Raw genomic sequence first — 19,870 nt, 5'->3', positions numbered from 1 at the left:
TCGCGTTCCCTGTCCAAGGGCACGGCGCGGCACGGAGACGGGTTCAACCACCTTCCGTTCTTTCCGAAGTCACCTGAGGTAAGTCATTGCTGGCCAACGACTGCGGAAGATAGTTTCGGCTCTGCACCACCCGTCATGTACCTGCCCGAGCAGCACCTGTGTCTCGGGCGGTTCTGTTTCAGGATGATGTGGAGACCCCATGGCTCATCTGCGTTCAAGACGCCGGCTCGCCCTCGCGGTGCCGGTCGTGCTGTCCCTGACCGCCTCGCTCGGCTTCCTGCCGGCGGCGGCCCAGGCCGCCCCGCGGGCGGAGTCGACGGCTCAGGCAGCAGACGCGGAGACCTACGCGTACCTCGTTAACACCAAGACCGACCACCACACGATCGAGGCGGTCAAGAACGCGATCACCGCGGCCGGCGGCACCGTGGTCGTGGCCTACGACAAGATAGGCGTGATCGTCGCCCACTCGGCGAACCCCGACTTCGCCCAGCAGATACGCAAGGTCCGCGGCGTGCAGTCGGCGGGCGCCTCGCGCACCTCGCCGGTCACCGCGGCGGGGACGACGGACGAGGGCGCCGTGCAGTACCTCTCCAAGGCCGAGGCGGCGAAGGTCGCGAGCAGCTCGGCGGCCGGCGAGGAGCCCCTCGAGGCCGACCAGTGGGACCTGCGGGCGATCGGCGCCGACAAGGCCGCCGAGATCAACCCGGGCAGCAAGAAGGTGACCGTCGCGGTGATCGACACCGGCGTCGACGACACCCACCCCGACATCGCGCCGAACTTCTCCGCCGGGCAGTCCGCGAACTGCGTCAGCGGCAAGGCGGACACCACGTACGGCTCCTGGCGTCCGGTGGACGCCGACCACTACCACGGCACGCACGTGGCGGGCGAGATCGCCGCGGCCCGCAACGGCATCGGCGTGGCGGGCGTGGCCCCGGGCGTGAAGGTCGCGAGCATCACCGTGGCGCAGCCGGACGAGAACTCGCTGTTCTTCCCGGAGAGCGTCGTGTGCGCCTTCGTGTTCGCCGCCGACCACGGCGTCGAGGTCACGAACAACAGCTACTACGTCGACCCGTGGCTGTACAACTGCATGGACGACCCGGACCAGCGGGCCATCGTCGACGCGGTCAACAGGGCGCAGCTCTACGCGCGGAGCAAGGGCACGCTCAACGTGGCCTCCGCGGGCAACTCCAACGACGACCTGGACTCCGACGCCCTGGTCGACGATTCCAGCCCCGACGACTCGACCGCCGTGACCCGGACGGTCGACCCGCACGAGTGCTTCGACGTGCCGACCCAGCTTCCGGGCGTCGTCACGGTCAGCGCGACGGGCGTCAAGGGCACCAAGTCGTACTACTCCAGCTACGGTGACGGCGTCGTCGACGTCGCGGGGCCTGGCGGCGACAAGTACCAGATCCCGGACACGCCGTCGAAGAACGGCCGCATCCTCTCCACGATGCCGAACAACCAGTACGGCTTCCTGCAGGGCACCTCGATGGCCTCGCCGCACGTCGCGGCCGTCGCCGCGCTGCTGAAGTCGACGCACCCGTGGGCGACCCCGGCCCAGCTGCAGGCGCTGCTGAAGGCGCAGGCGGACAACCCGGGCTGCCCGACGGAGCCGTACGACGGCAACGGCGACGGCGTGGTGGACGCGACCTGCGTGGGCGGCAAGCGCGTCAACGGGTTCTACGGCTTCGGTGTCGTCAACGCGCTGCGCGCGGTGAAGTAACCCGCTTCCCGGGGGGCTTCGGCCCCCCGGGCTCAGGGCCTGTCCGGCGGAACATGCCGGACAGGCCCTGAGGCCCGCACGGTCCGCTCGTACCGCGAACGAACTGGAGACACCCACACATGACAGCGCCTCACCCGCGCCTGCGCCGCGCGCTGGCGATCCCGGTCGGGACGGCCATGGCGACGGCTCTCGCGTTCCTGCCGAACGTCACCGCCTCGGCGGCCCCGCAGGCCGGCACGACGGCCGCGGCGGACGCCACCTCGCTCAGCTACGTCGTCAACGTCCGTCCCGGGCACGGCCCTTCGGCGCACGTGAAGAAGGCGATCGCCGAGGCCGGCGGCACGATCGTGACGTCGTACGACGAGATCGGCGTGATCGTCGTGCACTCGTCGAACCCGGACTTCGCCAGGACCGTCCGCCAGGTGCCGGGCGTGCAGTCGGCCGGCAACACGCGCAACGCGCCGCTGCCCGCCCAGTCGACGACGGACATGGGCACGCCGAAGGCGCTCACCGCCGACGAACTGGCCGACGTGCAGGCGGCCGACGGGCAGGACCCGTTGGAGCCCCTGCAGTGGGACCTGACCGCCATCAAGGCGGACAAGGCGCACGAGAAGTCGCTGGGCAGCCCGGACGTGACCGTCGCCGTGATCGACACCGGCGTCGACGACACCCACCCCGACATCGCGCCGAACTTCGACCGCGGCGCCTCGGTCAACTGCGTTTCCGGCAAGCCGGACACGACCGACGGCGCCTGGCGGCCGAGCGCCTCGGAGAGCCCGCACGGCACGCACGTGGCGGGCGAGATCGCGGCGGCGAAGAACGGCGTCGGCATGACGGGCGTCGCGCCCGGCGTCAAGGTCGCCGGCATCAAGGTGGGCAACCCGGACGGCTACTTCTACACCGAGGCCGTGGTGTGCGGCTTCGTGTGGGCGGCCGAGCACGGCGTCGACGTGACGAACAACAGCTATTACACCGACCCCTGGTACTTCAACTGCAAGGACGACCCGGACCAGAAGGCGCTCGTGGACGCCGTCACCCGGGCCTCGCGGTACGCGGAGAAGAAGGGCGCGGTCAACGTCGCGGCGGCCGGCAACGAGAACTACGACCTCAACGCCGCCGAGATCACCGACCCGGTCTCGCCCAACGACGGCACCGCCTCGGACCGGGTGATCGACCCGTCGAAGTGCTACGACATACCGACCCAGTTGCCGGGTGTGGTGACCGTCGCGGCCACCGGCGCCAAGGGCCTCAAGTCGTCCTACTCCAACTACGGTCTGGGCACCGTCGACATCGCCGCGCCGGGCGGCGACTCGACCCGCTACCAGACCCCGGCCCCGCCGGCCACCAGCGGCCTGATCCTGGGCACGCTGCCCGGCGGCAAGTGGGGCTACATGGCGGGCACGTCGATGGCCTCGCCGCACGTGGCGGCGGTCGCCGCGTTGATCAAGTCCACCCACCCGCACGCCTCCCCGGCCCTGGTCAAGGCGCTGCTGTACGCCGAGGCCGACGCCACGGCGTGCCCGGACCCGTACGACATCGACGGTGACGGCAAGGTGGACGCGGTCTGCGAGGGGCCGAAGAACCGCAACGGCTTCTACGGCTGGGGCATCGCGGATGCCCTGGACGCGGTGACGCGGTAACGCGGTAATGCCCACGCACGCGTGAAGGCAAGGAGAAGGGGCCGGACGGGAACGTCCGGCCCCTTTCGCGTGCTCCGGCACTATCCGACGAGGCCCGATGAGGCCGCGAGAGCCTATATATTGATTGAATCAATAATGCATAGTCGAGTCATGACTGACATCATGTTCGCCTGGAGAGCGCTGGGCGGCGACCCCGCCCTCCTCTCGCGTGTCTCGACCGTCGTGCGTCCCGGCCCGCTCGAGGCCCGCCTGCCGGTGCGGGAGCTGGCCCGGGCCTGCGTCGGGGCGTGCGCCCTGGCGGCGGCGGAGCTGGCGGCCGTGCGGGCCGGGCTCGACGAGGTGCCGGCGGTCCGGGTGGACGACGCGGCCGTCGCCGCGGCGTTCCACAGTGAGCGGCACCTGCTGATCGACGGCCGGGCGCCGGTCAACTTCGCCCCCCTGTCGCGGTTCTGGCGGACGGCGGACGGCTGGGTGCGCACGCACGCCAACTACCCGCACCACCGGGCGCGGCTGCTGGAGGCGCTGGGCGTGTCCCAGGGCCCCGAGGGCCCCGAGGGCTCGGAGGACCCCGAGGCCGTTGCCGCGGTCGCGGCGGCGCTCGCGGAGCGGTCCTCGGCGGAGGCCGAGGAGACCGTGTGCGCGGCCGGCGCCCTCGCCGTGGCGCTGCGGACGCCGAAGGAGTGGGCCGCGCACGAGCAGGCGGCCGAGGTGGCCCGGCGGCCGCTGGTCGAGCGCGAGCGGCTCGACGCGGGGCACGCTCGTGTGCTCGCCCGGCCGGCCGGCACGCCTCTGCTGCCCGCCGCCGGCCTGCGGGTCCTGGACCTCACCCGGGTGCTCGCCGGACCGGTCGCCACCCGCACCCTCGCCCTGCTCGGCGCGGACGTGCTGCGCCTGGACCCGCCGCACCTGCCCGAACTGCCCGACCAGCACGCCGACACCGGCTTCGGCAAGCGTTCGGCGACGCTGGACCTGGCGACCGACCGGCGTGCCTTCGAGGAACTGCTCGCGGCGGCGGACGTGGTCGTCACCGGCTACCGGCCCGGCGCCCTGGACCGGTTCGGCCTGTCGCCCGAGGCGCTGGCCGAGCGGCGGCCCGGCCTGGTCGTGGCGCAGTTGTCGGCGTGGGGCGGGTACGGGCCGTGGCGCGGACGGCGGGGCTTCGACAGCCTGGTGCAGGCGGCCACCGGGATCGCCGTGCTGGAGGGATCGGCGGAGCGGCCCGGCGCGCTGCCGGCGCAGGCCCTCGACCACGGCACCGGGTACCTGCTGGCGGCGGCCGTGCTGCGGGCGCTGACCGAGCAGTCGCGGGAGGGCGGCGGCCGGCTCGTGCGGCTAGCACTGGCCCGGACGGCCCAATGGCTGACCGAGGAGATCGAGCCGGGCGAGGCCGGCGAGGCGGGGCACGCGGCCGACGGCGAACCGGGTTCCCGTCTCGCCGGGACGGACAGCGCGATCGGGCGGCTGCGATACGCCCTGCCTCCGGTTTCCTTCGTCGGCGGGCCCGCCGACTGGGTGCGGCCGGCCACGCCCTGGGGGTCGGACGCGCCGCGCTGGGCCTGATCCCCGGACCGGGCCGGAAACGCGTCCATGAGCGGAATGCCGTACCGCCGGTCGTTTTCCTTGACTTGCCCGGTTCTGCGATGGCTGGTGAAGATCCTGGGGTGACTTTGACCAGACCCACGCCGGAGGCCGCCGACGCGAGCGGGTCCATACGGCGGTCCGGTGCCGGCCGGGCCGCCGCCCTGCTCGCCCTGGCGGCGCTCGGCGCGCTGATCCCCCTGCTGGGCCCGTCCGCCGCGCTGCGCGGCACCGGAGAGGCCGCCGCGCCCGGCACCGGCGGCATCGCGCTGCTGCGCGCGGTGCTGTTCCTGGCGCTGTGCGTGCCGGCGGGCGAGTTCCTCGTCCGGGGGCTCGCCCGTTCGGTGCCCGGCGCCCCGGTCGCCGCACCCCGCAGCTGGGCCCCCTACGCGGCCGCCGCCGGTTTCCTGGCCGCCCTGGGGCTCGCCTCGGTGGTGGCGACGGGCAACCTGGTGCCGCACAGCCTCGCCCAGGTCGACGTCGGCGGCCTGTACGCCTCGCGCGACGGCAAGCTCGCGCTGGTGGAGGTCAACGCCTTCCTCGCGGCGGGCCTGTGCGCCGTCTCCCGCCGTCCGGCCGGCCAGTTGTGGCCGCTGGCCGCGGTGGTCGTCGCGGAGGCCCTGCGCGCGCACCCCCCGACGGAGCACACCCCGCTGCTCGGCTCCGGCCTGACGGCGGTGCACCTGACGTGCGCGGCGCTGTGGGCGGGCGGTCTGTTGCACGCCCTGCGCACGCTGCGGCGGTGGGGGCCCGGCGGGACGGGGGCGGCCCTGTTCGGCCTGTACGCGCGCGTGGCGGCCGTCCTGCTCGCCGCCATCGCCGCGACCGGGGTGACCAGTTCGCTGCGCCGGATGCCGTCGGCGACGATCCTCGACCAGCTGACCACGACGGCGTACGGACGCACCCTGCTCGCCAAGGTGATCCTGGTGGTCGCCGTCGCCGGGCTCGCGCTGTGGGCGCGGATCCGGCTGCGCCGGGCGGCCCGCCCGCTCACCGCCTGCGTCCCCGCGCGGGCCGAGGTCGTCGTGCTGGCGGCGGTGGTCGTGGTGTCGGGGCTGCTGACGGCGCTGCCGCTGCCGATCAGATGGTGAGCCCCGGCCCGCGCCGGGACCGTTCGCACGGTCCGCTCACGGGGCGGCCGAGCGCACCGCCCGGCGCGGCTCCCGCGGTGCGGGGCGCTCGCCGAGGACGCCCCGGGCCAGGAGGAGCTGCGCGACCGTGTACGTGAGCATGATCCAGAAATCCGGGTACGGCGGCTGCGGCCACTCGGCGATGCCGGTCGCGATGAGGGTGTCGGAGAGCATGAACAGCGCGCCGCCGAGACCCGCCACGGCGCCGAAGCGGACGGCGGCGGTGCACGCCATGGCCGTGAGCAGGGTGCTGTAGCAGACCACGGGCACCCTGAGGCCCGCCGGGAGGTCCGGCCACAACAGGACGACCGTCACGGCGAGGACGACGGCGTAGCCGAGGGCGAGCGGGCCGGTACGCGCGCGTGCGGTGCCGTGCGCGCGGAACAGGGCGAGGTAGCACACGTGCCCGGCGGCGAAGGACGCCATCCCGGCGAGGAAGGCCGCGTCGGCGCCGGACAGCAGCAGCGTGTCGCCGCCCCAGCCGAGCAGGAGGGCGGCGATCAGCAGCCGGGGCGCTCCCCGCAGCGCGGCCCAGGCGGCCAGCAGCGGCATCAGCAGCGGCTTGGCGACGACGTGCCCGGGGTGGAAGCCGGTCAGGAGGCAGACCAGGTCGACGAGCGTGACGACGGCGAACGCGGCGAGGGCGGCCGACGCCGGGCGGGAGCCGCGCGAGGGGTTCGTGCGGGCGCCATCGTCCCGAGAGGGGTTCGTGCGGGCGTCGTCGTCCCGGGAGGGGTTCGTGCGGGCGTCGTCGTCCCGGGAGGGGTTCGTGCGGGCGTCGTCGCCCCGGGAGCGGTTCACGCGGCCGCCGTCTCCTCGACCGTTCCGTCGACCGCTCCCTCGGCGCGCGCCGCGGCGGCGGGCGCCGGCTGCCAGCCCGGCCCGCGCAGCAGCCGTCCGGCCCGCTCGCGCCAGCCGGCCGCGGCCCGGAGGTCCCTGGCGATGGCGACGTACTCGTGGGTGGCCACCTTGATCGGGTTGTACGTGTCGATGTTCTTGGTCAACCCGTAGACGGGCCGGTCGGTCTCCGGCACCCAGGATCCGAACAGCCGGTCCCAGACGATGAGGATCCCGCCGAAGTTGCGGTCCAGGTAGCCGCCCTGGGATGCGTGGTGGACGCGGTGGTGGGACGGCGTGTTGAGCACGAACTCGAACCAGCGCGGCATCTTGTCGATCCGCTCGGTGTGGATCCAGAACTGGTAGACGAGGCTCACCGAGGAGCAGAACGCGAGCGCGGCCGGGTGCACCCCGACGGCGACGAGGGGCAGGTAGAACGGCCAGGCCGTCAGGGAGGTCCAGGGCTGGCGCAGCGCGGTGCTGAGGTTGAACTTCCGGCTGGAGTGGTGGACGACGTGACAGGCCCACAGGATGCGGATGACGTGGTGGCCGCGGTGGGACCAGTAGTAGAAGAAGTCCTGCCCGAGCAGCATCAGGAGGACGGTCCACCACAGGACGGGGACGCGCAGGGGCGTGAGTTCGTAGACCGCCGTGTAGATCGCGACGATCGGGATCTTCCAGAGGAAGTCGAAGAAGAGGCTGCCGAGGCCCATGCCGACGCTGGTCGCCGCGTCCTTCGCCGCGTACCCGGCGGCGTCCTCGTCCGGATGGATCCGCACGCTGACCATCTCCACGACGGTGAGCAGCACGAAGGCGGGTATCGACCACAGCACGACATCGGGCAGGTTCGGCATGAAGGCACCGTAGAGGCGCCGGTGAGCCGCGGGCTAGACGTTGTTACCGACAAGTATTACCGGGGGTACGCGCTTGCTTCTTGGCCGTCTCCGCCAATGGACGGCCCGCGGTGCGGCCACCGCGGGGGCCTCACACCCCGACCGCCCCCAGCAGGGTGCCCGCCCCGTAGGTGATGCCCATGGCCAGTGCGCCGCCCATGACGTTGCGCAGCACCGCCCGGCCCGGGGCCGCGGCGCCCATCCGCGCGCTGGACCAGCCGGTGAGGACGAGGGCCGCCAGCACCGAGACCACGGTGATCCACAGCCGCCACGCCGCCGGCGGCAGCACGATCGCGAGCAGCGGCAGCAGCGCGCCCACGGTGAACGCCAGGAAGCTCGCCCATGCCGCGTGCCAGGGGTTCGTCAGCTCGTCGGGGTCGATGCCGAGCTCCACGCGCGCGTGCGCGCGCAGCGCGTCCCGGCTCGTCAGCTGCTCGGCCGCCTCCCGGGCGACCTCGCGCGACAGCCCGCGCGCCTCCAACAGCCCGGTGAGCTCGTCCAGTTCAGCCTCCGGCGACTCGCGCAGCTCGCGCCGCTCCATGGCCAGGGCCGCCCTCTCCGAGTCCCGCTGGGTGGAGACGGACACGTACTCCCCGGCGGCCATCGACATCGACCCGGCCAGCAGCCCGGCCAGCCCGGCGGTGAGCAGGGCCGCCCGGTCGTCGGTCGCTCCGGCCACGCCGACGACCAGACCGGCGGTGGAGACGATGCCGTCGTTGGCGCCGAGGACGGCGGCCCGCAGCCAGTTCAGCCGCTGGCCCATCCCGCCCTCATGGGCCTCGTCGTGCGTAGGTTTCATCACGCCGGTATTTTCTCACCCCGTCCGTTTCCCACCCGGCAGCGGGGGCCGCGGATCCGGCCGCCGGACGCCCGGATTCCAACCGCCCACGGGGCAGCGCCACTTGAGGCACAGGGCCGGAAGCACCCGCGACCCCCGCGATCGCGCCAACCGCCACATATGTGGGCACAGCAGACATTGTGGGTATCGCTCATGTCCGAACACGGCTGTACCCGGAGGCACCTGACGAAGGGGACTGTCAGTCACGGCCCTTATCCTCAGGAACCATGCTCGAAGACCGCACGACGCCCGCGTCCTCCCCCACGACGTGGCCGACCGCGTATCCCCAGGGATACGCGGTCGTTGACGTGGAGACCACCGGCCTGGCCCGGGACGACCGGATCATCTCCGCGGCCGTCTACCGGCTGGACGCGCGCGGCGACGTCGAGGACCACTGGTACACCCTCGTCAACCCGGAGCGCGATCCGGGCCCGGTGTGGATACACGGCCTGACGAGCGAGGTGCTCGAGGGGGCGCCGCTGTTCCGGGAGGTCGCCGAGGAGTTCGCGGCGCGGCTGCGGGGCCGGGTGCTCGTCGCGCACAACGCGGTCTTCGACTGGCAGATGATCGCCCGGGAGTACGCGCGCGCCGAGCGCGAGGCGCCGGTGCGGCAGCGGCTGTGCACCATCGCGCTGTCCAAGCAGCTGGACCTGCCGCTGCCCAACCACAAGCTCGAGTCGCTGGCCGCCCACTTCGGCGTCGTACAGCAGCGGGCGCACCACGCACTGGACGACGCGCGGGTGCTGGCGGAGGCGTTCCGGCCGAGCCTCCTGGCGGCCGCGGCGGGCAGCGTGCGGCTGCCGCTGCAGGAGTGCCGGCCGCTGACGGAGTGGACGGACCGGCCCGCCCCGCGCATCGGCCGGCAGGCCGACGGCCCCGGCGGCTGGCGCACCGGCGGCTGGCGCCCGTCCCGGAAGCGGCCGGCCTGCCCGTACCCCAACCCGGGGCGGTACGAGGAGGGCAGACCGCTGAAGCAGGGGATGCGGGTCGCCTTCTCCGGGGACACCTCGGTCGACCGCGAGCTGCTGGAGGACCGCGCGGTCGAGGCCGGGCTGCACGTCGCGACGAGCCTGTCCCGGCTGACCAGCCTGCTCGTCACGAACGACCCGGACGCCGGCACGTCCAAGGTGCTCAAGGCACGGCAGTACGGGACGCCGGTCGTCGACGAGGCGGCGTTCGGGCAGTTGCTCCGCGACGTGGCGCCGGCGGACGAGTGACCCGTACGGACGGGTGATTGCCACGCGACTCGCCCACCGCCCGCTCGCCCGCGCGGCGGTGACGGCCCACTCTGTGGCGCATGGCGAGATGCGAAGTTTGCGGCAATGACTACGGAATGACCTTCGAGGTCCACGCGCAGGGCGCGGTGCACGTCTTCGACTGCTTCTCCTGCGCGATCCACCGCATGGCCCCGATCTGCGAGCACTGCCGGGTGCAGATCATCGGCCAGGGCGTCGAGGTCGAGGGCCACTGGTACTGCGGCGGCCACTGCGCCCGCGCGGAGGGGAGGGCGGGGATCGTCGACCGGGTCTGAGCCCCGACCCGACTGCGGACACCCCCCGCCCGGGTTGTACGGTCGTGGGGTGTACCGCTTCCTGTTGTCCCGGCAGTGGGTGATCCTCACCCTGGTCGCCCTGCTCCTGATCCCCACCATGATCAGGCTGGGCTTCTGGCAGATGCACCGCTACGAGCAGCGCAGCGCCCGCAACCAGCAGGTCTCCGAGGCGCTGCACGCCGATGCGGTACCCGTGGAGCGGCTGACCTCCCCCGGACACGCCGTGACCGGGGAGCAGAAGTACCGCACCGTGACCGCCCGGGGCAGCTACGACACCGCCCACGAGGTCGTCGTCCGGCGCCGCACCAACTCCGACGGCGAGGTCGGCTACCACGTCCTGACCCCGTTCGTGCTGACCGACGGCAAGGTGCTGCTGGTCAACCGCGGCTGGGTCCCCGCGAACGACCGGAGCCAGAGCGCGTTCCCCGAGGTTCCCGCTCCCCCGCGCGGGCAGGTCACCGTCAAGGGGCGGCTGATGCCCGACGAGACGACCGCGGCCAGCGGCATCAAGGACCTCAAGGGCCTGCCGGACCGGCAGATCATGCTGATCGACAGCGCGGAGCAGGCGCGCCGGCTCGGTGCCCGGGTCCTCGGCGGCTACGTCCAGCAGACGGCGCCCGAGCCGAAGGGCGGCACCCCGCAGCTGATCTCCGATCCGGGCAGCGAGGACGCTCCGCTGAACTACGCGTACATGATCCAGTGGTGGCTGTTCGCCGCGGCCGTCCCCGTGGGCTGGTGGGCCCTGGTGCGCCGTGAGGTGCGCGACCGGGCGCAGGCGGCGGGACAGAAGCCGGCCGACGCCGAACCGGCGGCGGTTTAGGCCCGGAGGCGTCAGCCGCGCCGGCGTCCCACCAGCCGGTCCCGCCAGTACAGGAACGTGCGCCGCGGATCGGGCAGTATGTTCCACGGGTGGGGCGTCATGTGCCGGCCGATGCGCTCGAAGACGGGCCCGGCGTCTTCCGGACGGTGCGCCCGGACCAGCGCGAAGGCCAGGATGTTGAGGTCGGCGAGCGCTTCGGCGTGGGGTGCGGCGGCGGTACGGAACCAGCCGTCCAGAGCCGCGTCGATCTCCCACGCGGCCCGTGGCTCGTTCCAGACGCCGCCCGCGCCGAGCGGCGTGTGCCGCTCACGGTGGGCGAGGAGTTCCACGCGGGCCGCCACCGGCAGCAGGGCGAGCGGTGAGCCGTACGGTGCCCGGGCGGCGCCGTGCCGGGCGAAGTCCAGCATGTCGGGGACGGTGCCGTGGCCGCGCGGGGACAGGTGGCGCAGCATCCCGTGGTAGGCGCCGCGGTGCCACGGGGCACGGGTGACGGCCTCGGTCCACACGGCCACCGCGTCCCGGACGGGAGCCCCGCAGGCGTACCGCAGTGCCAGCAGCGCCAGCCAGGGAGCCGGGTCGTCCGGGCAGGCCCGCGCCGCACGCAGACACGCCCGCTCGGCGCCGGCCGCCGGCCCGCGCCCGGCCAGCGTGAAAGCGTGCAGGGCGAGGGCGTCGCCGTCGTCGGGCCGGTCGGCGATCCAGCGCTCGGCGACGGCGGCCGGCAGCCGGCTCGCCAGGACGGAGAGCCGGTGCGCCCGGCGGTCCCAGTCGCGCCCTGTGGTGTGCAGCAGATCGGCGACCGGCTGCCACAGGGGGCGGCTGCGCCCCGCGCCGAGGCCGTGGAGCTGCCCCGCTGGGCGGAGATCGGTGAGGATCTCGTGCAGGGTCTCATCGTCCAGCGAGGGACGGATCAGCAGGGAGGGTCGGCGTCTGAGCATGTCGGTCCCCTCGGGTGACCAAAGGCGCGGGGCGGGCGGCGTGGGGCCTGAGTTCCGCCCGCCCCGCGGTTCGGGAGGCCCGCGTCAGCAGCAGCGGCCCTGCGGATGCGTCTCCCGGTGCAGGGAGCGCAGCACCTGGTACTCCCGCCGGGTCGGCACCGGGGCCTGCGGGTGGTGACGCCGGTGACGTGCGCAGTAGCGGTCGTACTCCGCCTCGCCCGTCAGCTCCCGCAGATACCACCGCACCGCCCGGACCCAGCGGCCGACGCTCACGAGCGGGCTCCCGCCAGCGGCGCGCCTTCCCGTGCGGGCACGTCGATGCGGGACTCCACGTACGGCGCCTCGCTGGTCGGCAGCGCTCCCGGAGTCCGTACCGCCCGCACGCACACCACCGCGGCGTTGACGATGACGACCGCGACCAGCAACAGGAACAGCGCGATCAGCACGCCGTCGACGGTGGAGTTGGTGACGACGGTGTGCATGTCGCCGAGGCTCTTCGCGGGCGGCAGGACCTGGCCGGCGTCGAGGGCGTCGGAGTAGCGGGCCCGCTGGGCGAAGAAGCCGATCTTGGGATCGTCGGAGAAGATCTTCTGCCATCCGGCGGTGAAGGTGACCGCGACCACCCAGACCAGCGGGACTCCGGTGACCCAGGCCCAGCGCAGCTTGCCGGACTTGACCAGGACCGTGGTGCAGACGGTCAGGGCGACCGCGGCGAGCAACTGGTTGGCGATGCCGAAGAGCGGGAAGAGCTGGTTGATCCCGCCGAGCGGGTCGGTGGCGCCGGTGTAGAGGAAGTAGCCCCACGCGGCGACCACCAGGCCGCTGCACAGCCAGATGCCCGGCTTCCAGTTGACCCGGCCGACCGGCTTCCACACGTTGCCGAGCATGTCCTGGAGCATGAAGCGGCCGACCCGGGTGCCCGCGTCGACGGTCGTCAGGATGAACAGCGCCTCGAACATGATCGCGAAGTGGTACCAGAAGGCCTTCATCGCGGTGCCGCCGAACAGCCCGGAGAAGATCTCCGACATGCCGACCGCGAGCGTGGGCGCCCCGCCGGACCGGGCGATGAGCGTCTGCTCCTCCACCGACTTCGCCGCCTGGGTGAGCTGGTCGGGCGTGATCGTGAAGCCGAGGCCGGCCACGGCGTGCGAGGCGGACTCGGCGGTCGTGCCGAGCAGTCCGGCCGGTGCGTTCATGGCGTAGTACAGGCCCGGTTCCAGCGCCGCCGCGGCGATCAGCGCCATGATCGCGACGAACGACTCCATCAGCATGGCGCCGTAGCCGATCATCCGGACCTGGGACTCCTTCTCGATCAGCTTCGGGGTGGTGCCCGAGGAGACCAGGGCGTGGAAGCCGGAGAGCGCGCCGCACGCGATGGTGATGAAGAGGAAGGGGAACAGCGCCCCCGCGAAGACGGGCCCGGCGCCCGAGGAGGCGAAGTCGCTCACCGCGTCCGCCCGCAGCACCGGCGCGGCCACGACCACACCGACCGCGAGGAGGGTGATCGTGCCGATCTTCATGAAGGTGGAGAGGTAGTCGCGCGGGGCGAGCAGCATCCACACCGGCAGGACGGAGGCGACGAAGCCGTAGCCGATCAGGCAGAAGACGAGCGTCGTCGGGCTCAGGGTGAACGCGGACGCCAGCGAGGAGTCCTGCACCCAACTGCCGCCGACGATGGCCAGGAGCAGCAGCGCCACGCCGATGAGGCTGGTCTCCACGACCCGGCCGGGCCGGATGCGGTGCAGCCAGAAGCCCATGAACAGGGCGATGGGGATGGTCATGGCGACCGAGAAGGTGCCCCACGGGGAATGGGCGAGCGCGTTGACGACGACCAGCGCCAGCACGCCCAGCAGGATGATCATGATGGCGAAGACCGCGACCAGGGCCGCGGCCCCGCCCGCCCGGCCGATCTCGTCGCGGGCCATCTGCCCGAGCGAGGTGCCGTCGCGGCGCATCGACAGGAACAGCACCACCATGTCCTGCACCGCGCCGGCGAAGATGACTCCGGCCACGATCCACAGGGTGCCGGGCAGATAGCCCATCTGAGCCGCGAGCACCGGCCCGACCAGCGGTCCGGCGCCGGCGATCGCGGCGAAGTGGTGGCCGAGGAGGACCCTGCGGTCGGTGGGGTGGAAGTCGACGCCGTCCTCGAGGCGCTCGGCGGGGGTGGCCCGGCGGTCGTCGGGCTGCAGCACCCGGCGGGCGATGAAGCGGGAGTAGAAGCGGTAGGCGATGGCGTACGAGCCGAGCGCGGCCACCACCAGCCAGACGGCGGAGATCTCCTCACCGCGGGCCAGGGCGAGCACGCCCCAGGCGATCGCACCGGCCAGGGAGACGGCGCCCCACAGCAGTACGGACCGCGTGCGGGATCTCTGCGGCGCTGCGCGGCCGGATTCGGGCATGGCTGACGTAGGCATGACGGTTCCTCACCTGGACGGTGTGACGGGATGTGACGGGACGTGCGCGGTGGATCGGCGGCGGACCGATGACGGGCCGCCGGACCGGCGGGGAAAGATGAAGAAGGGGGCGGATCAGCGAGGGCGCTCACGGGTCAGCGCGTACGCGGCGAGCAGGCACAGGCCGGACCCCGGCACCCAGGCGAGCTGGTACCAGAAGAAGAACGGCGTCCCCGCGAGCCGCGGACCCGCACCCGCGTACAGCGGCACCCACAGCAGGCCCGCGGCGGGCGCGAGGAGCAGTACGGCGATCGCGACGCGCCGTAGCCGGTGCCGACCGGTCCGTGCCATGACCTGCGCTCCTCTCCCGTCCGCTGTGGGTCCGTGCAAGAGTTGCCCACCCGCCCGAACCGGTTGACAGCGAATGTCCAGAAGATTTCCCGCCGGTTTCCTGTCCTCCGGGCGGGCCCCTCGCGCAACTCACCCGCGAGGGCACAGGCACACCAAGGACGGTGACCCATGGCCGACAGCGCCATGACCGCGACGTTCCTCGCCGTGATCGGCGGGGCGTCGCTGCTTGCCGTCACCGCGCGGCGGCTGCACCCGAACGACCGGCTGCCCTCCCTGGAGGGCTGGGCGCTGGCCGACCGCAGCCTCGGCCCGGTGTGGACCTGGCTGCTGCTCGGCGGCACCGTCTACACCGCGTACACCTTCACCGCGGTGCCGGGCCTGGCGTACGGCAACGGCGCGCCCGCCTTCTTCGCCGTGCCGTACACGGTGATCGTCTGCCCGCTCGCCTTCGTGCTGCTGCCCCGCCTGTGGACCGTGGCCCGGCGGCACGGCTACGTGACCGCCGCCGACTTCGTGCGCGGACGCTACGGCTCACCGCCGCTGGCGCTGGTGGTCGCCCTGACCGGCATCCTGGCCACGATGCCGTACCTCGCGCTGCAACTGCTCGGGATACGCGCGGTGCTCACAGCCGGGGGCGTGTATCCGCGGGGCGCAGCCGGCGACCTGACGATGGTGGCGCTGTTCGCGGGGCTCGCGGTGGCGACGTACCGGCACGGGCTGCGCGCGCCCGCGGTCATCTCCGCGCTGAAGGCGGTGGCCGTGTTCGTCTCACTCACGGCCGTGACCTGGCTGGTGCTGGAGCGGCTGCACGGCCCCGGCGCGGTCTTCGACGGGGCGGCACGGCAACTGGGCAGCCCGGCGCTGGTGCTGGCCCCCGAGCAGCAGCCCGCGTACGGCACCCTGGCCCTCGGCTCGGCCCTCGCCCTGCTGATGTACCCGCACGTGCTCACCGCCGGTTTCGCCGCCGACGGGCCACGCACCCTGCGCAAGGTGTCGGTGGCCCTGCCCGCCTGGACGGGACTGCTGGCGGTCTTCGGCTTCCTCGGTATCGCGGCCCTCGCGGCCGGGGTGCGCGCACCGCGGGGCGGTGCCGAGTCCGCGGTGCCGATGCTGGTCGACCGGCTGATGCCGGGGCCGCTGGCCGGGCTGGTGTTCGGCGCTCTCACCGTGGGGGCGCTGGTCCCGGCCGCCGTCATGTCGATCACCGCCGCCACCGGCTTCGTACGGAACGTCTACGTCGAGTACGTCCAGCCCACCGCCACGCCCAAGCGACAGGTGCGCATCGCCAAGGCGGTGTCGCTCACCGCGAAGGTGGGCGCGATCGCGTTCGTGTTCGGGCTGCGCGACCAGGACGCCGTCAACCTGCAGCTCCTCGGCGGGGTGTGGATCCTGCAGATCTTCCCGGCGGTGACGGTCGGGCTGTTCACCGGACGGCTGCATCCGCGGGCGCTGCTCGCCGGGTGGGGCGTGGGCATGGCCGCCGGGACCGTCATGGTCGTACGGGACGGGTTCTCCTCCACGCTCGCACTGGGCTTCGGAGCGTTCGAGGTCTATGCCGGGCTGGCGGCCCTTGTGCTCAATCTGATCGTCGCGGTGGCCTGCACCGCGGCCCTGGAACGGCTCGGCGTCCCGCGCGGCGCCGATCTGACCGACCTGCCGTCCCGCCTGGCCGTCAGGCGGTGTCCCGAGACGGAAGCGAACGACCCGTGAGACGCAGACATCCCGCTCCGCTGCAGGAGCCGTCCCCGCAACCGCTCGCCGAGGCCCTGGCACCCGCTGTGCAGGACCCCGCCGAGCTGGAGCGCGAGGCCGCGCTCGCCCGGCTCTTCGAGCTGCACTACTCCTCCATGCTCCGCCTGGCCGTACTGCTCGGCGCCGACGATCCGGAGAACGTGGTGGCCGAGTCGTACTACCAGATCTACCGCAGGTGGCGGCGACTGCGGGACGTCGAGGCGGCCGAGGCGTACCTGCGGTCAACGGTGTGCAACCTGACCCGGATGCGCATACGTCACCTGCAGGTGGCCCGCAGGCACGTGGAGAATCCGCCGAGCCCTCTCGAGGAGGCCGTCGCCTCCGCCGAGAGCACCGCGCTGCTGCGGGACGACCAGCGGGTGCTGATCGACGCGCTGCAGCGGTTGCCGGCCCGTCAGCGGGAGGCCCTCGTGCTGCGGCACTGGCTCGGCCTGAAGGAGAGTGAGATAGCCGCCACGATGAGGATCTCCTGCGGCTCGGTGAAGACACACATGGCACGCGGCATCGCCGCGCTGAACAAGGCGATGGAGGCCCGGCGATGAAGGACACCGGTCCGGACCGCACCGAGCGGGGACTGCGCGAGGCGCTCGAGGCGCTGGCCGGCGAGGTGCGGCCCGCACCCGACGCGTATCGCACGGCACGCGGCGACTGGCTGCGCCGGGAGCGCCGGCGGCGGCTGGTCCTCATCGTGCTGATCACCGTCGTCTTCGCCCTGGCCACCCTGCTCGGCCTGTGGGTGCTCAACCAGACCCCCTCGCACCCCGGGGTGATCTTCTCGGGGGCGGACGGCGGGACCGCGCACGCATCGCTTCCCCGGTCACTACCCTGATTGCCCCCTCGGTCCGCCGGGAATCCGGACTCCGTGCACCCCCGCATCGAGGACTACGCGATCGTCGGCGACGAACAGACCGCCGCCCTGATCGGCAGGGACGGTTCGGTCGACTGGCTGTGCCTGCCCCGGTTCGACTCCGGCGCCTGCTTCGCCCGCCTGCTCGGCGACCAGGACAACGGCCACTGGCGCATCGCCCCGGAAGGCGTCGACGGCCCCTGCACCCGGCGCGCCTACCGCCCCGGCACCCTGGTGCTGGACACCGAGTGGGAGACCGCCGAGGGCGCGATCCGCGTCACCGACCTGATGCCGCAGCGCGACCGCGCTCCCGACCTCGTACGCATCGTCGAGGGCCTGCGCGGCGAGGTCACCGTCCGCAGCGTGCTGCGGCTGCGCTTCGACTACGGCGCCATCGTGCCGTGGGTACGCCGGACCGACGGTCACAGGGTGGCCGTCGCCGGGCCGGACTCGGTCTGGCTGCGCAGCGAGCCCGCCGTGCACACCTGGGGCGAAAACCTCAGCACCCACGCGGAGTTCACGGTCTCCCAGGGCGAGAAGGTGGCGTTCGTCCTCACCTGGCACCCCTCCCACGAGCCCCGCCCGCGGCAGATCGATCCGCACCGGGCGCTGAAGGCGGCCGTCGCCGACTGGCGGGCGTGGGCCGCCCGCTGCGGCTACCGGGGCCCGCACCGGGACGCGGTGGTGCGCTCCCTCATCACCCTGAAGGCCCTCACCTACGCGCCGACCGGCGGCATCGTCGCCGCCGCCACCACCTCGCTGCCGGAGGAGCTGGGAGGGCTGCGGAACTGGGACTACCGCTACTGCTGGCTGCGCGACTCCACCCTGACCCTCGGCGCCCTGCTGGCCTGCGGCTACCACGAGGAGGCGGCGGACTGGCGGGACTGGCTGCTGCGCGCGGTCGCGGGCGACCCGGCGGACCTGCGGATCATGTACGGGCTGGCGGGCGAACGGCGGCTGCCCGAGCTGGAACTGCCGTGGCTGTCCGGTTTCGCCGGCTCCACACCGGTACGGATCGGCAACGGGGCCGTCAACCAGCTCCAACTCGACGTGTACGGCGAGGTGATGGACTCGCTGGCGCTGGCACGCCGGTCGGGGCTGGCCCCCAAGCCGGACATCTGGGCGCTGCAGCGGACCCTCGTCGACTGGCTGCGCGAGCACTGGCGGCAGCCGGACGAGGGGCTGTGGGAGGTGCGCGGCGGGCGGCGCCAGTTCGTCCACTCCAAGGTGATGGTGTGGGTGGCCGTCGACCGGGCGGTGCGTGCGCTGGAGGAGCACCCCGAGCTGAGCGGCGACCTCGACGGCTGGCGCGAGATGCGCGATGAGGTGCACCGCGAGGTGTGCGAGAAGGGCTACGACGCCGAGCGCGGCACCTTCACCCAGTGCTACGGCTCCCGCGAACTCGACGCCTCGCTGCTGCTCATCCCGCGCGTCGGCTTCCTGCCGCCCGACGACCCGCGGGTGACCGGCACGATCGACGCGGTCCGTGAGGATCTGGGCCACCGCGGGCTGCTGCGCCGCTACAGCAGCGACAACTCGACCGTCGACGGGCTGCCCGGCGGTGAGGGGGCGTTCCTGGTCTGCTCGTTCTGGCTCGCGGACGCGCTGCACGCGGCCGGCCGCACCGCGGAGGCGCGGGAGCTGTTCGAACGGCTGGTGGGCCTCGCCAACGACGTGGGGCTGCTGTCGGAGGAGTACGACCCGGTCGCCGGCCGCCAGCTCGGCAACTTCCCGCAGGCGTTCAGTCACATCGGCCTGGTCAACACCGCCCTCGCCCTGTTCGGGGACGAGGAGGCAGGATAGGGGACATGGATCTTGGACTGAAGGACCGGGTGTACGTCGTCACCGGAGCCACGAACGGCCTGGGCCACGCCACCGCGCGGGAACTCGTCGCCGACGGGGCGAAGGTGGTCGTCTCGGGTCGGGACGAGCAGCGGGTGGCCGACGCGGCGGCCGCGCTGGGACCGAACGCCGCCGGGGTGGCCGTGGACAACGCGGACCCGGAGGCGCCCGCACGGCTGATCGCGGCGGCGCGTGAGCGCTTCGGCGGGTTCCACGGCATCCTCGTCAGCGTCGGCGGACCGCCGGCCGGGTTCGTCGCGGACAACACGGACGAGCAGTGGCGCGCGGCGTTCGAGTCGGTGTTCCTCGGCGCGGTACGGCTGGCCCGGGCGGCCGCGGCGGAGCTGGACGCGGGCGGTGTCATCGGCTTCGTGCTGTCCGGCTCGGTGTACGAGCCGATCCCGGCGCTGACGATCTCCAACGGTCTGCGGCCCGGGCTCGCCGGGTTCGCCAAGTCCCTCGCGGACGAGCTGGGGCCGCGGGGCGTGCGGGTGCTGGGGCTGCTGCCGTCCCGCATCGACACCGACCGGGTGCGCGAGCTGGACGCGCTGTCCGCGGACCCGGCGGCCACCAGGGCCGCCCAGGAGTCGCGGATCCCGCTGCGGCGGTACGGGGCGCCGGAGGAGTTCGGCCGGGTGGCCGCGTTCCTGCTGTCGCCGGCCGCTTCCTATCTGACGGGGATCATGGTGCCGGTGGACGGGGGGATGCGGCGCGGGTTCTGAGCCCGACC

19 protein-coding genes are annotated in these 19,870 nt (G+C 73.1%); 12 read left to right on the top strand and 7 right to left on the bottom strand.

Going from position 1 to position 19,870, the window contains the following annotated elements:
• Positions 1-199: 199 nt before the first annotated feature.
• From ACZ5GT_RS26195 to ACZ5GT_RS26180, 4 genes are all read left to right on the top strand, one after another.
• The gene (locus tag ACZ5GT_RS26195; RefSeq protein WP_469031021.1) at positions 200-1,726 is read left to right on the top strand and encodes a S8 family peptidase; all 1,527 of its coding nucleotides are present in this window, start codon (positions 200-202) and stop codon (positions 1,724-1,726) included.
• A gap of 119 nt (positions 1,727-1,845) precedes the next feature.
• Complete coding sequence (locus ACZ5GT_RS26190; protein ID WP_469031019.1) at positions 1,846-3,366, top strand: S8 family peptidase; 1,521 nt, start codon at positions 1,846-1,848, stop codon at positions 3,364-3,366.
• A 150-nt stretch (positions 3,367-3,516) separates the two neighbouring features.
• On the top strand, positions 3,517-4,926 hold the full coding sequence (locus ACZ5GT_RS26185) for a CoA transferase (RefSeq protein ID WP_469031017.1): 1,410 nt from the start codon (positions 3,517-3,519) through the stop codon (positions 4,924-4,926).
• A gap of 101 nt (positions 4,927-5,027) precedes the next feature.
• Entirely contained in the window at positions 5,028-6,035 is a 1,008-nt protein-coding gene (locus tag ACZ5GT_RS26180; protein WP_469031014.1) for a CopD family protein, read from the top strand.
• A gap of 36 nt (positions 6,036-6,071) precedes the next feature.
• Here ACZ5GT_RS26180 and ACZ5GT_RS26175 read toward each other — a convergent pair whose 3' ends face one another.
• From ACZ5GT_RS26175 to ACZ5GT_RS26165, 3 genes are all read right to left on the bottom strand, one after another.
• Complete coding sequence (locus ACZ5GT_RS26175; protein WP_469031163.1) at positions 6,072-6,683, bottom strand: lysoplasmalogenase; 612 nt, start codon at positions 6,681-6,683, stop codon at positions 6,072-6,074.
• Positions 6,684-6,871: 188 nt separating this feature from the next.
• Positions 6,872-7,765, bottom strand: a complete 894-nt coding sequence (locus tag ACZ5GT_RS26170; protein WP_469031010.1) for a sterol desaturase family protein — start codon at positions 7,763-7,765, stop codon at positions 6,872-6,874.
• 130 nt (positions 7,766-7,895) lie between these two features.
• Positions 7,896-8,606, bottom strand: a complete 711-nt coding sequence (locus ACZ5GT_RS26165) for a VIT1/CCC1 transporter family protein (RefSeq protein WP_469031007.1) — start codon at positions 8,604-8,606, stop codon at positions 7,896-7,898.
• Between the two features lie 263 nt (positions 8,607-8,869).
• Between ACZ5GT_RS26165 and ACZ5GT_RS26160 the strand changes: the two genes are divergently transcribed.
• From ACZ5GT_RS26160 to ACZ5GT_RS26150, 3 genes are all read left to right on the top strand, one after another.
• On the top strand, positions 8,870-9,859 hold the full coding sequence (locus tag ACZ5GT_RS26160) for a DEDDh family exonuclease (protein WP_469031005.1): 990 nt from the start codon (positions 8,870-8,872) through the stop codon (positions 9,857-9,859).
• An 80-nt stretch (positions 9,860-9,939) separates the two neighbouring features.
• Positions 9,940-10,173 (top strand): hypothetical protein, encoded by a 234-nt coding sequence (locus ACZ5GT_RS26155; RefSeq protein ID WP_398996323.1) that lies wholly within the window; start codon positions 9,940-9,942, stop codon positions 10,171-10,173.
• A gap of 49 nt (positions 10,174-10,222) precedes the next feature.
• Positions 10,223-11,014, top strand: a complete 792-nt coding sequence (locus tag ACZ5GT_RS26150; RefSeq protein ID WP_469031001.1) for an SURF1 family cytochrome oxidase biogenesis protein — start codon at positions 10,223-10,225, stop codon at positions 11,012-11,014.
• 11 nt (positions 11,015-11,025) lie between these two features.
• On the opposite strand, the gene ACZ5GT_RS26145 is transcribed toward ACZ5GT_RS26150, so the two are convergent.
• The 4 genes from ACZ5GT_RS26145 to ACZ5GT_RS26130 form a co-directional block, all read right to left on the bottom strand.
• Positions 11,026-11,952: a hypothetical protein gene (locus ACZ5GT_RS26145; RefSeq protein WP_469030997.1), complete on the bottom strand. Its 927-nt coding sequence runs from the start codon at positions 11,950-11,952 to the stop codon at positions 11,026-11,028.
• 84 nt (positions 11,953-12,036) lie between these two features.
• The gene (locus ACZ5GT_RS26140; RefSeq protein WP_469030994.1) at positions 12,037-12,225 is read right to left on the bottom strand and encodes a YbdD/YjiX family protein; all 189 of its coding nucleotides are present in this window, start codon (positions 12,223-12,225) and stop codon (positions 12,037-12,039) included.
• Positions 12,222-14,369 carry a carbon starvation CstA family protein gene (locus ACZ5GT_RS26135; RefSeq protein ID WP_469030991.1) on the bottom strand — a complete coding sequence of 716 codons (2,148 nt, stop codon included), beginning with the start codon at positions 14,367-14,369 and terminating at the stop codon, positions 12,222-12,224. The genes ACZ5GT_RS26140 and ACZ5GT_RS26135 overlap by 4 nt, the downstream gene beginning before the upstream one ends.
• Positions 14,370-14,483: 114 nt before the next feature.
• A complete protein-coding gene (locus ACZ5GT_RS26130) occupies positions 14,484-14,699 on the bottom strand; it encodes a DUF3311 domain-containing protein (protein ID WP_324785404.1) in 216 nt (71 codons plus the stop codon).
• A gap of 168 nt (positions 14,700-14,867) precedes the next feature.
• On the opposite strand from ACZ5GT_RS26130, the gene ACZ5GT_RS26125 reads away from it, so the two are divergent.
• From ACZ5GT_RS26125 to ACZ5GT_RS26105, 5 genes are read left to right on the top strand one after another with little or no spacing between them, the layout of a single operon-like run.
• Complete coding sequence (locus ACZ5GT_RS26125) at positions 14,868-16,409, top strand: sodium:solute symporter family protein (RefSeq protein WP_469030988.1); 1,542 nt, start codon at positions 14,868-14,870, stop codon at positions 16,407-16,409.
• Entirely contained in the window at positions 16,406-16,993 is a 588-nt protein-coding gene (locus tag ACZ5GT_RS26120) for an RNA polymerase sigma factor (protein WP_469030985.1), read from the top strand. The genes ACZ5GT_RS26125 and ACZ5GT_RS26120 overlap by 4 nt, the downstream gene beginning before the upstream one ends.
• A complete protein-coding gene (locus ACZ5GT_RS26115; RefSeq protein WP_324785406.1) occupies positions 16,990-17,280 on the top strand; it encodes a hypothetical protein in 291 nt (96 codons plus the stop codon). The genes ACZ5GT_RS26120 and ACZ5GT_RS26115 overlap by 4 nt, the downstream gene beginning before the upstream one ends.
• 33 nt (positions 17,281-17,313) lie before the next feature.
• Entirely contained in the window at positions 17,314-19,101 is a 1,788-nt protein-coding gene (locus tag ACZ5GT_RS26110; RefSeq protein ID WP_469030978.1) for a glycoside hydrolase family 15 protein, read from the top strand.
• A gap of 5 nt (positions 19,102-19,106) precedes the next feature.
• Positions 19,107-19,862, top strand: coding sequence for an SDR family oxidoreductase (locus tag ACZ5GT_RS26105; RefSeq protein WP_469030976.1), 756 nt, complete (start codon positions 19,107-19,109; stop codon positions 19,860-19,862).
• The last annotated feature ends 8 nt before the right edge of the window (positions 19,863-19,870 follow it).

It is taken from the genome of Streptomyces sp. NPDC031340, from assembly GCF_055569945.1.
This window is presented reverse-complemented; position numbering and strand designations above follow the sequence as displayed.

What these genes read in the sequence shown, in the direction of transcription:
- ACZ5GT_RS26195 (WP_469031021.1), top strand. Translation starts at nt 200, where the DNA reads ATGGCTCATCTGCGTTCAAGACGCCGGCTCGCCCTCGCGGTGCCGGTC.
- ACZ5GT_RS26155 (WP_398996323.1), top strand. Translation starts at nt 9,940, where the DNA reads ATGGCGAGATGCGAAGTTTGCGGCAATGACTACGGAATGACCTTCGAG.
- ACZ5GT_RS26135 (WP_469030991.1), bottom strand. Translation starts at nt 14,369, where the DNA reads ATGCCTACGTCAGCCATGCCCGAATCCGGCCGCGCAGCGCCGCAGAGA.
- ACZ5GT_RS26130 (WP_324785404.1), bottom strand. Translation starts at nt 14,699, where the DNA reads ATGGCACGGACCGGTCGGCACCGGCTACGGCGCGTCGCGATCGCCGTA.
- ACZ5GT_RS26105 (WP_469030976.1), top strand. Translation starts at nt 19,107, where the DNA reads ATGGATCTTGGACTGAAGGACCGGGTGTACGTCGTCACCGGAGCCACG.
- ACZ5GT_RS26115 (WP_324785406.1), top strand. Translation starts at nt 16,990, where the DNA reads ATGAAGGACACCGGTCCGGACCGCACCGAGCGGGGACTGCGCGAGGCG.
- ACZ5GT_RS26145 (WP_469030997.1), bottom strand. Translation starts at nt 11,952, where the DNA reads ATGCTCAGACGCCGACCCTCCCTGCTGATCCGTCCCTCGCTGGACGAT.
- ACZ5GT_RS26185 (WP_469031017.1), top strand. Translation starts at nt 3,517, where the DNA reads ATGACTGACATCATGTTCGCCTGGAGAGCGCTGGGCGGCGACCCCGCC.
- ACZ5GT_RS26160 (WP_469031005.1), top strand. Translation starts at nt 8,870, where the DNA reads ATGCTCGAAGACCGCACGACGCCCGCGTCCTCCCCCACGACGTGGCCG.
- ACZ5GT_RS26125 (WP_469030988.1), top strand. Translation starts at nt 14,868, where the DNA reads ATGGCCGACAGCGCCATGACCGCGACGTTCCTCGCCGTGATCGGCGGG.
- ACZ5GT_RS26190 (WP_469031019.1), top strand. Translation starts at nt 1,846, where the DNA reads ATGACAGCGCCTCACCCGCGCCTGCGCCGCGCGCTGGCGATCCCGGTC.
- ACZ5GT_RS26170 (WP_469031010.1), bottom strand. Translation starts at nt 7,765, where the DNA reads ATGCCGAACCTGCCCGATGTCGTGCTGTGGTCGATACCCGCCTTCGTG.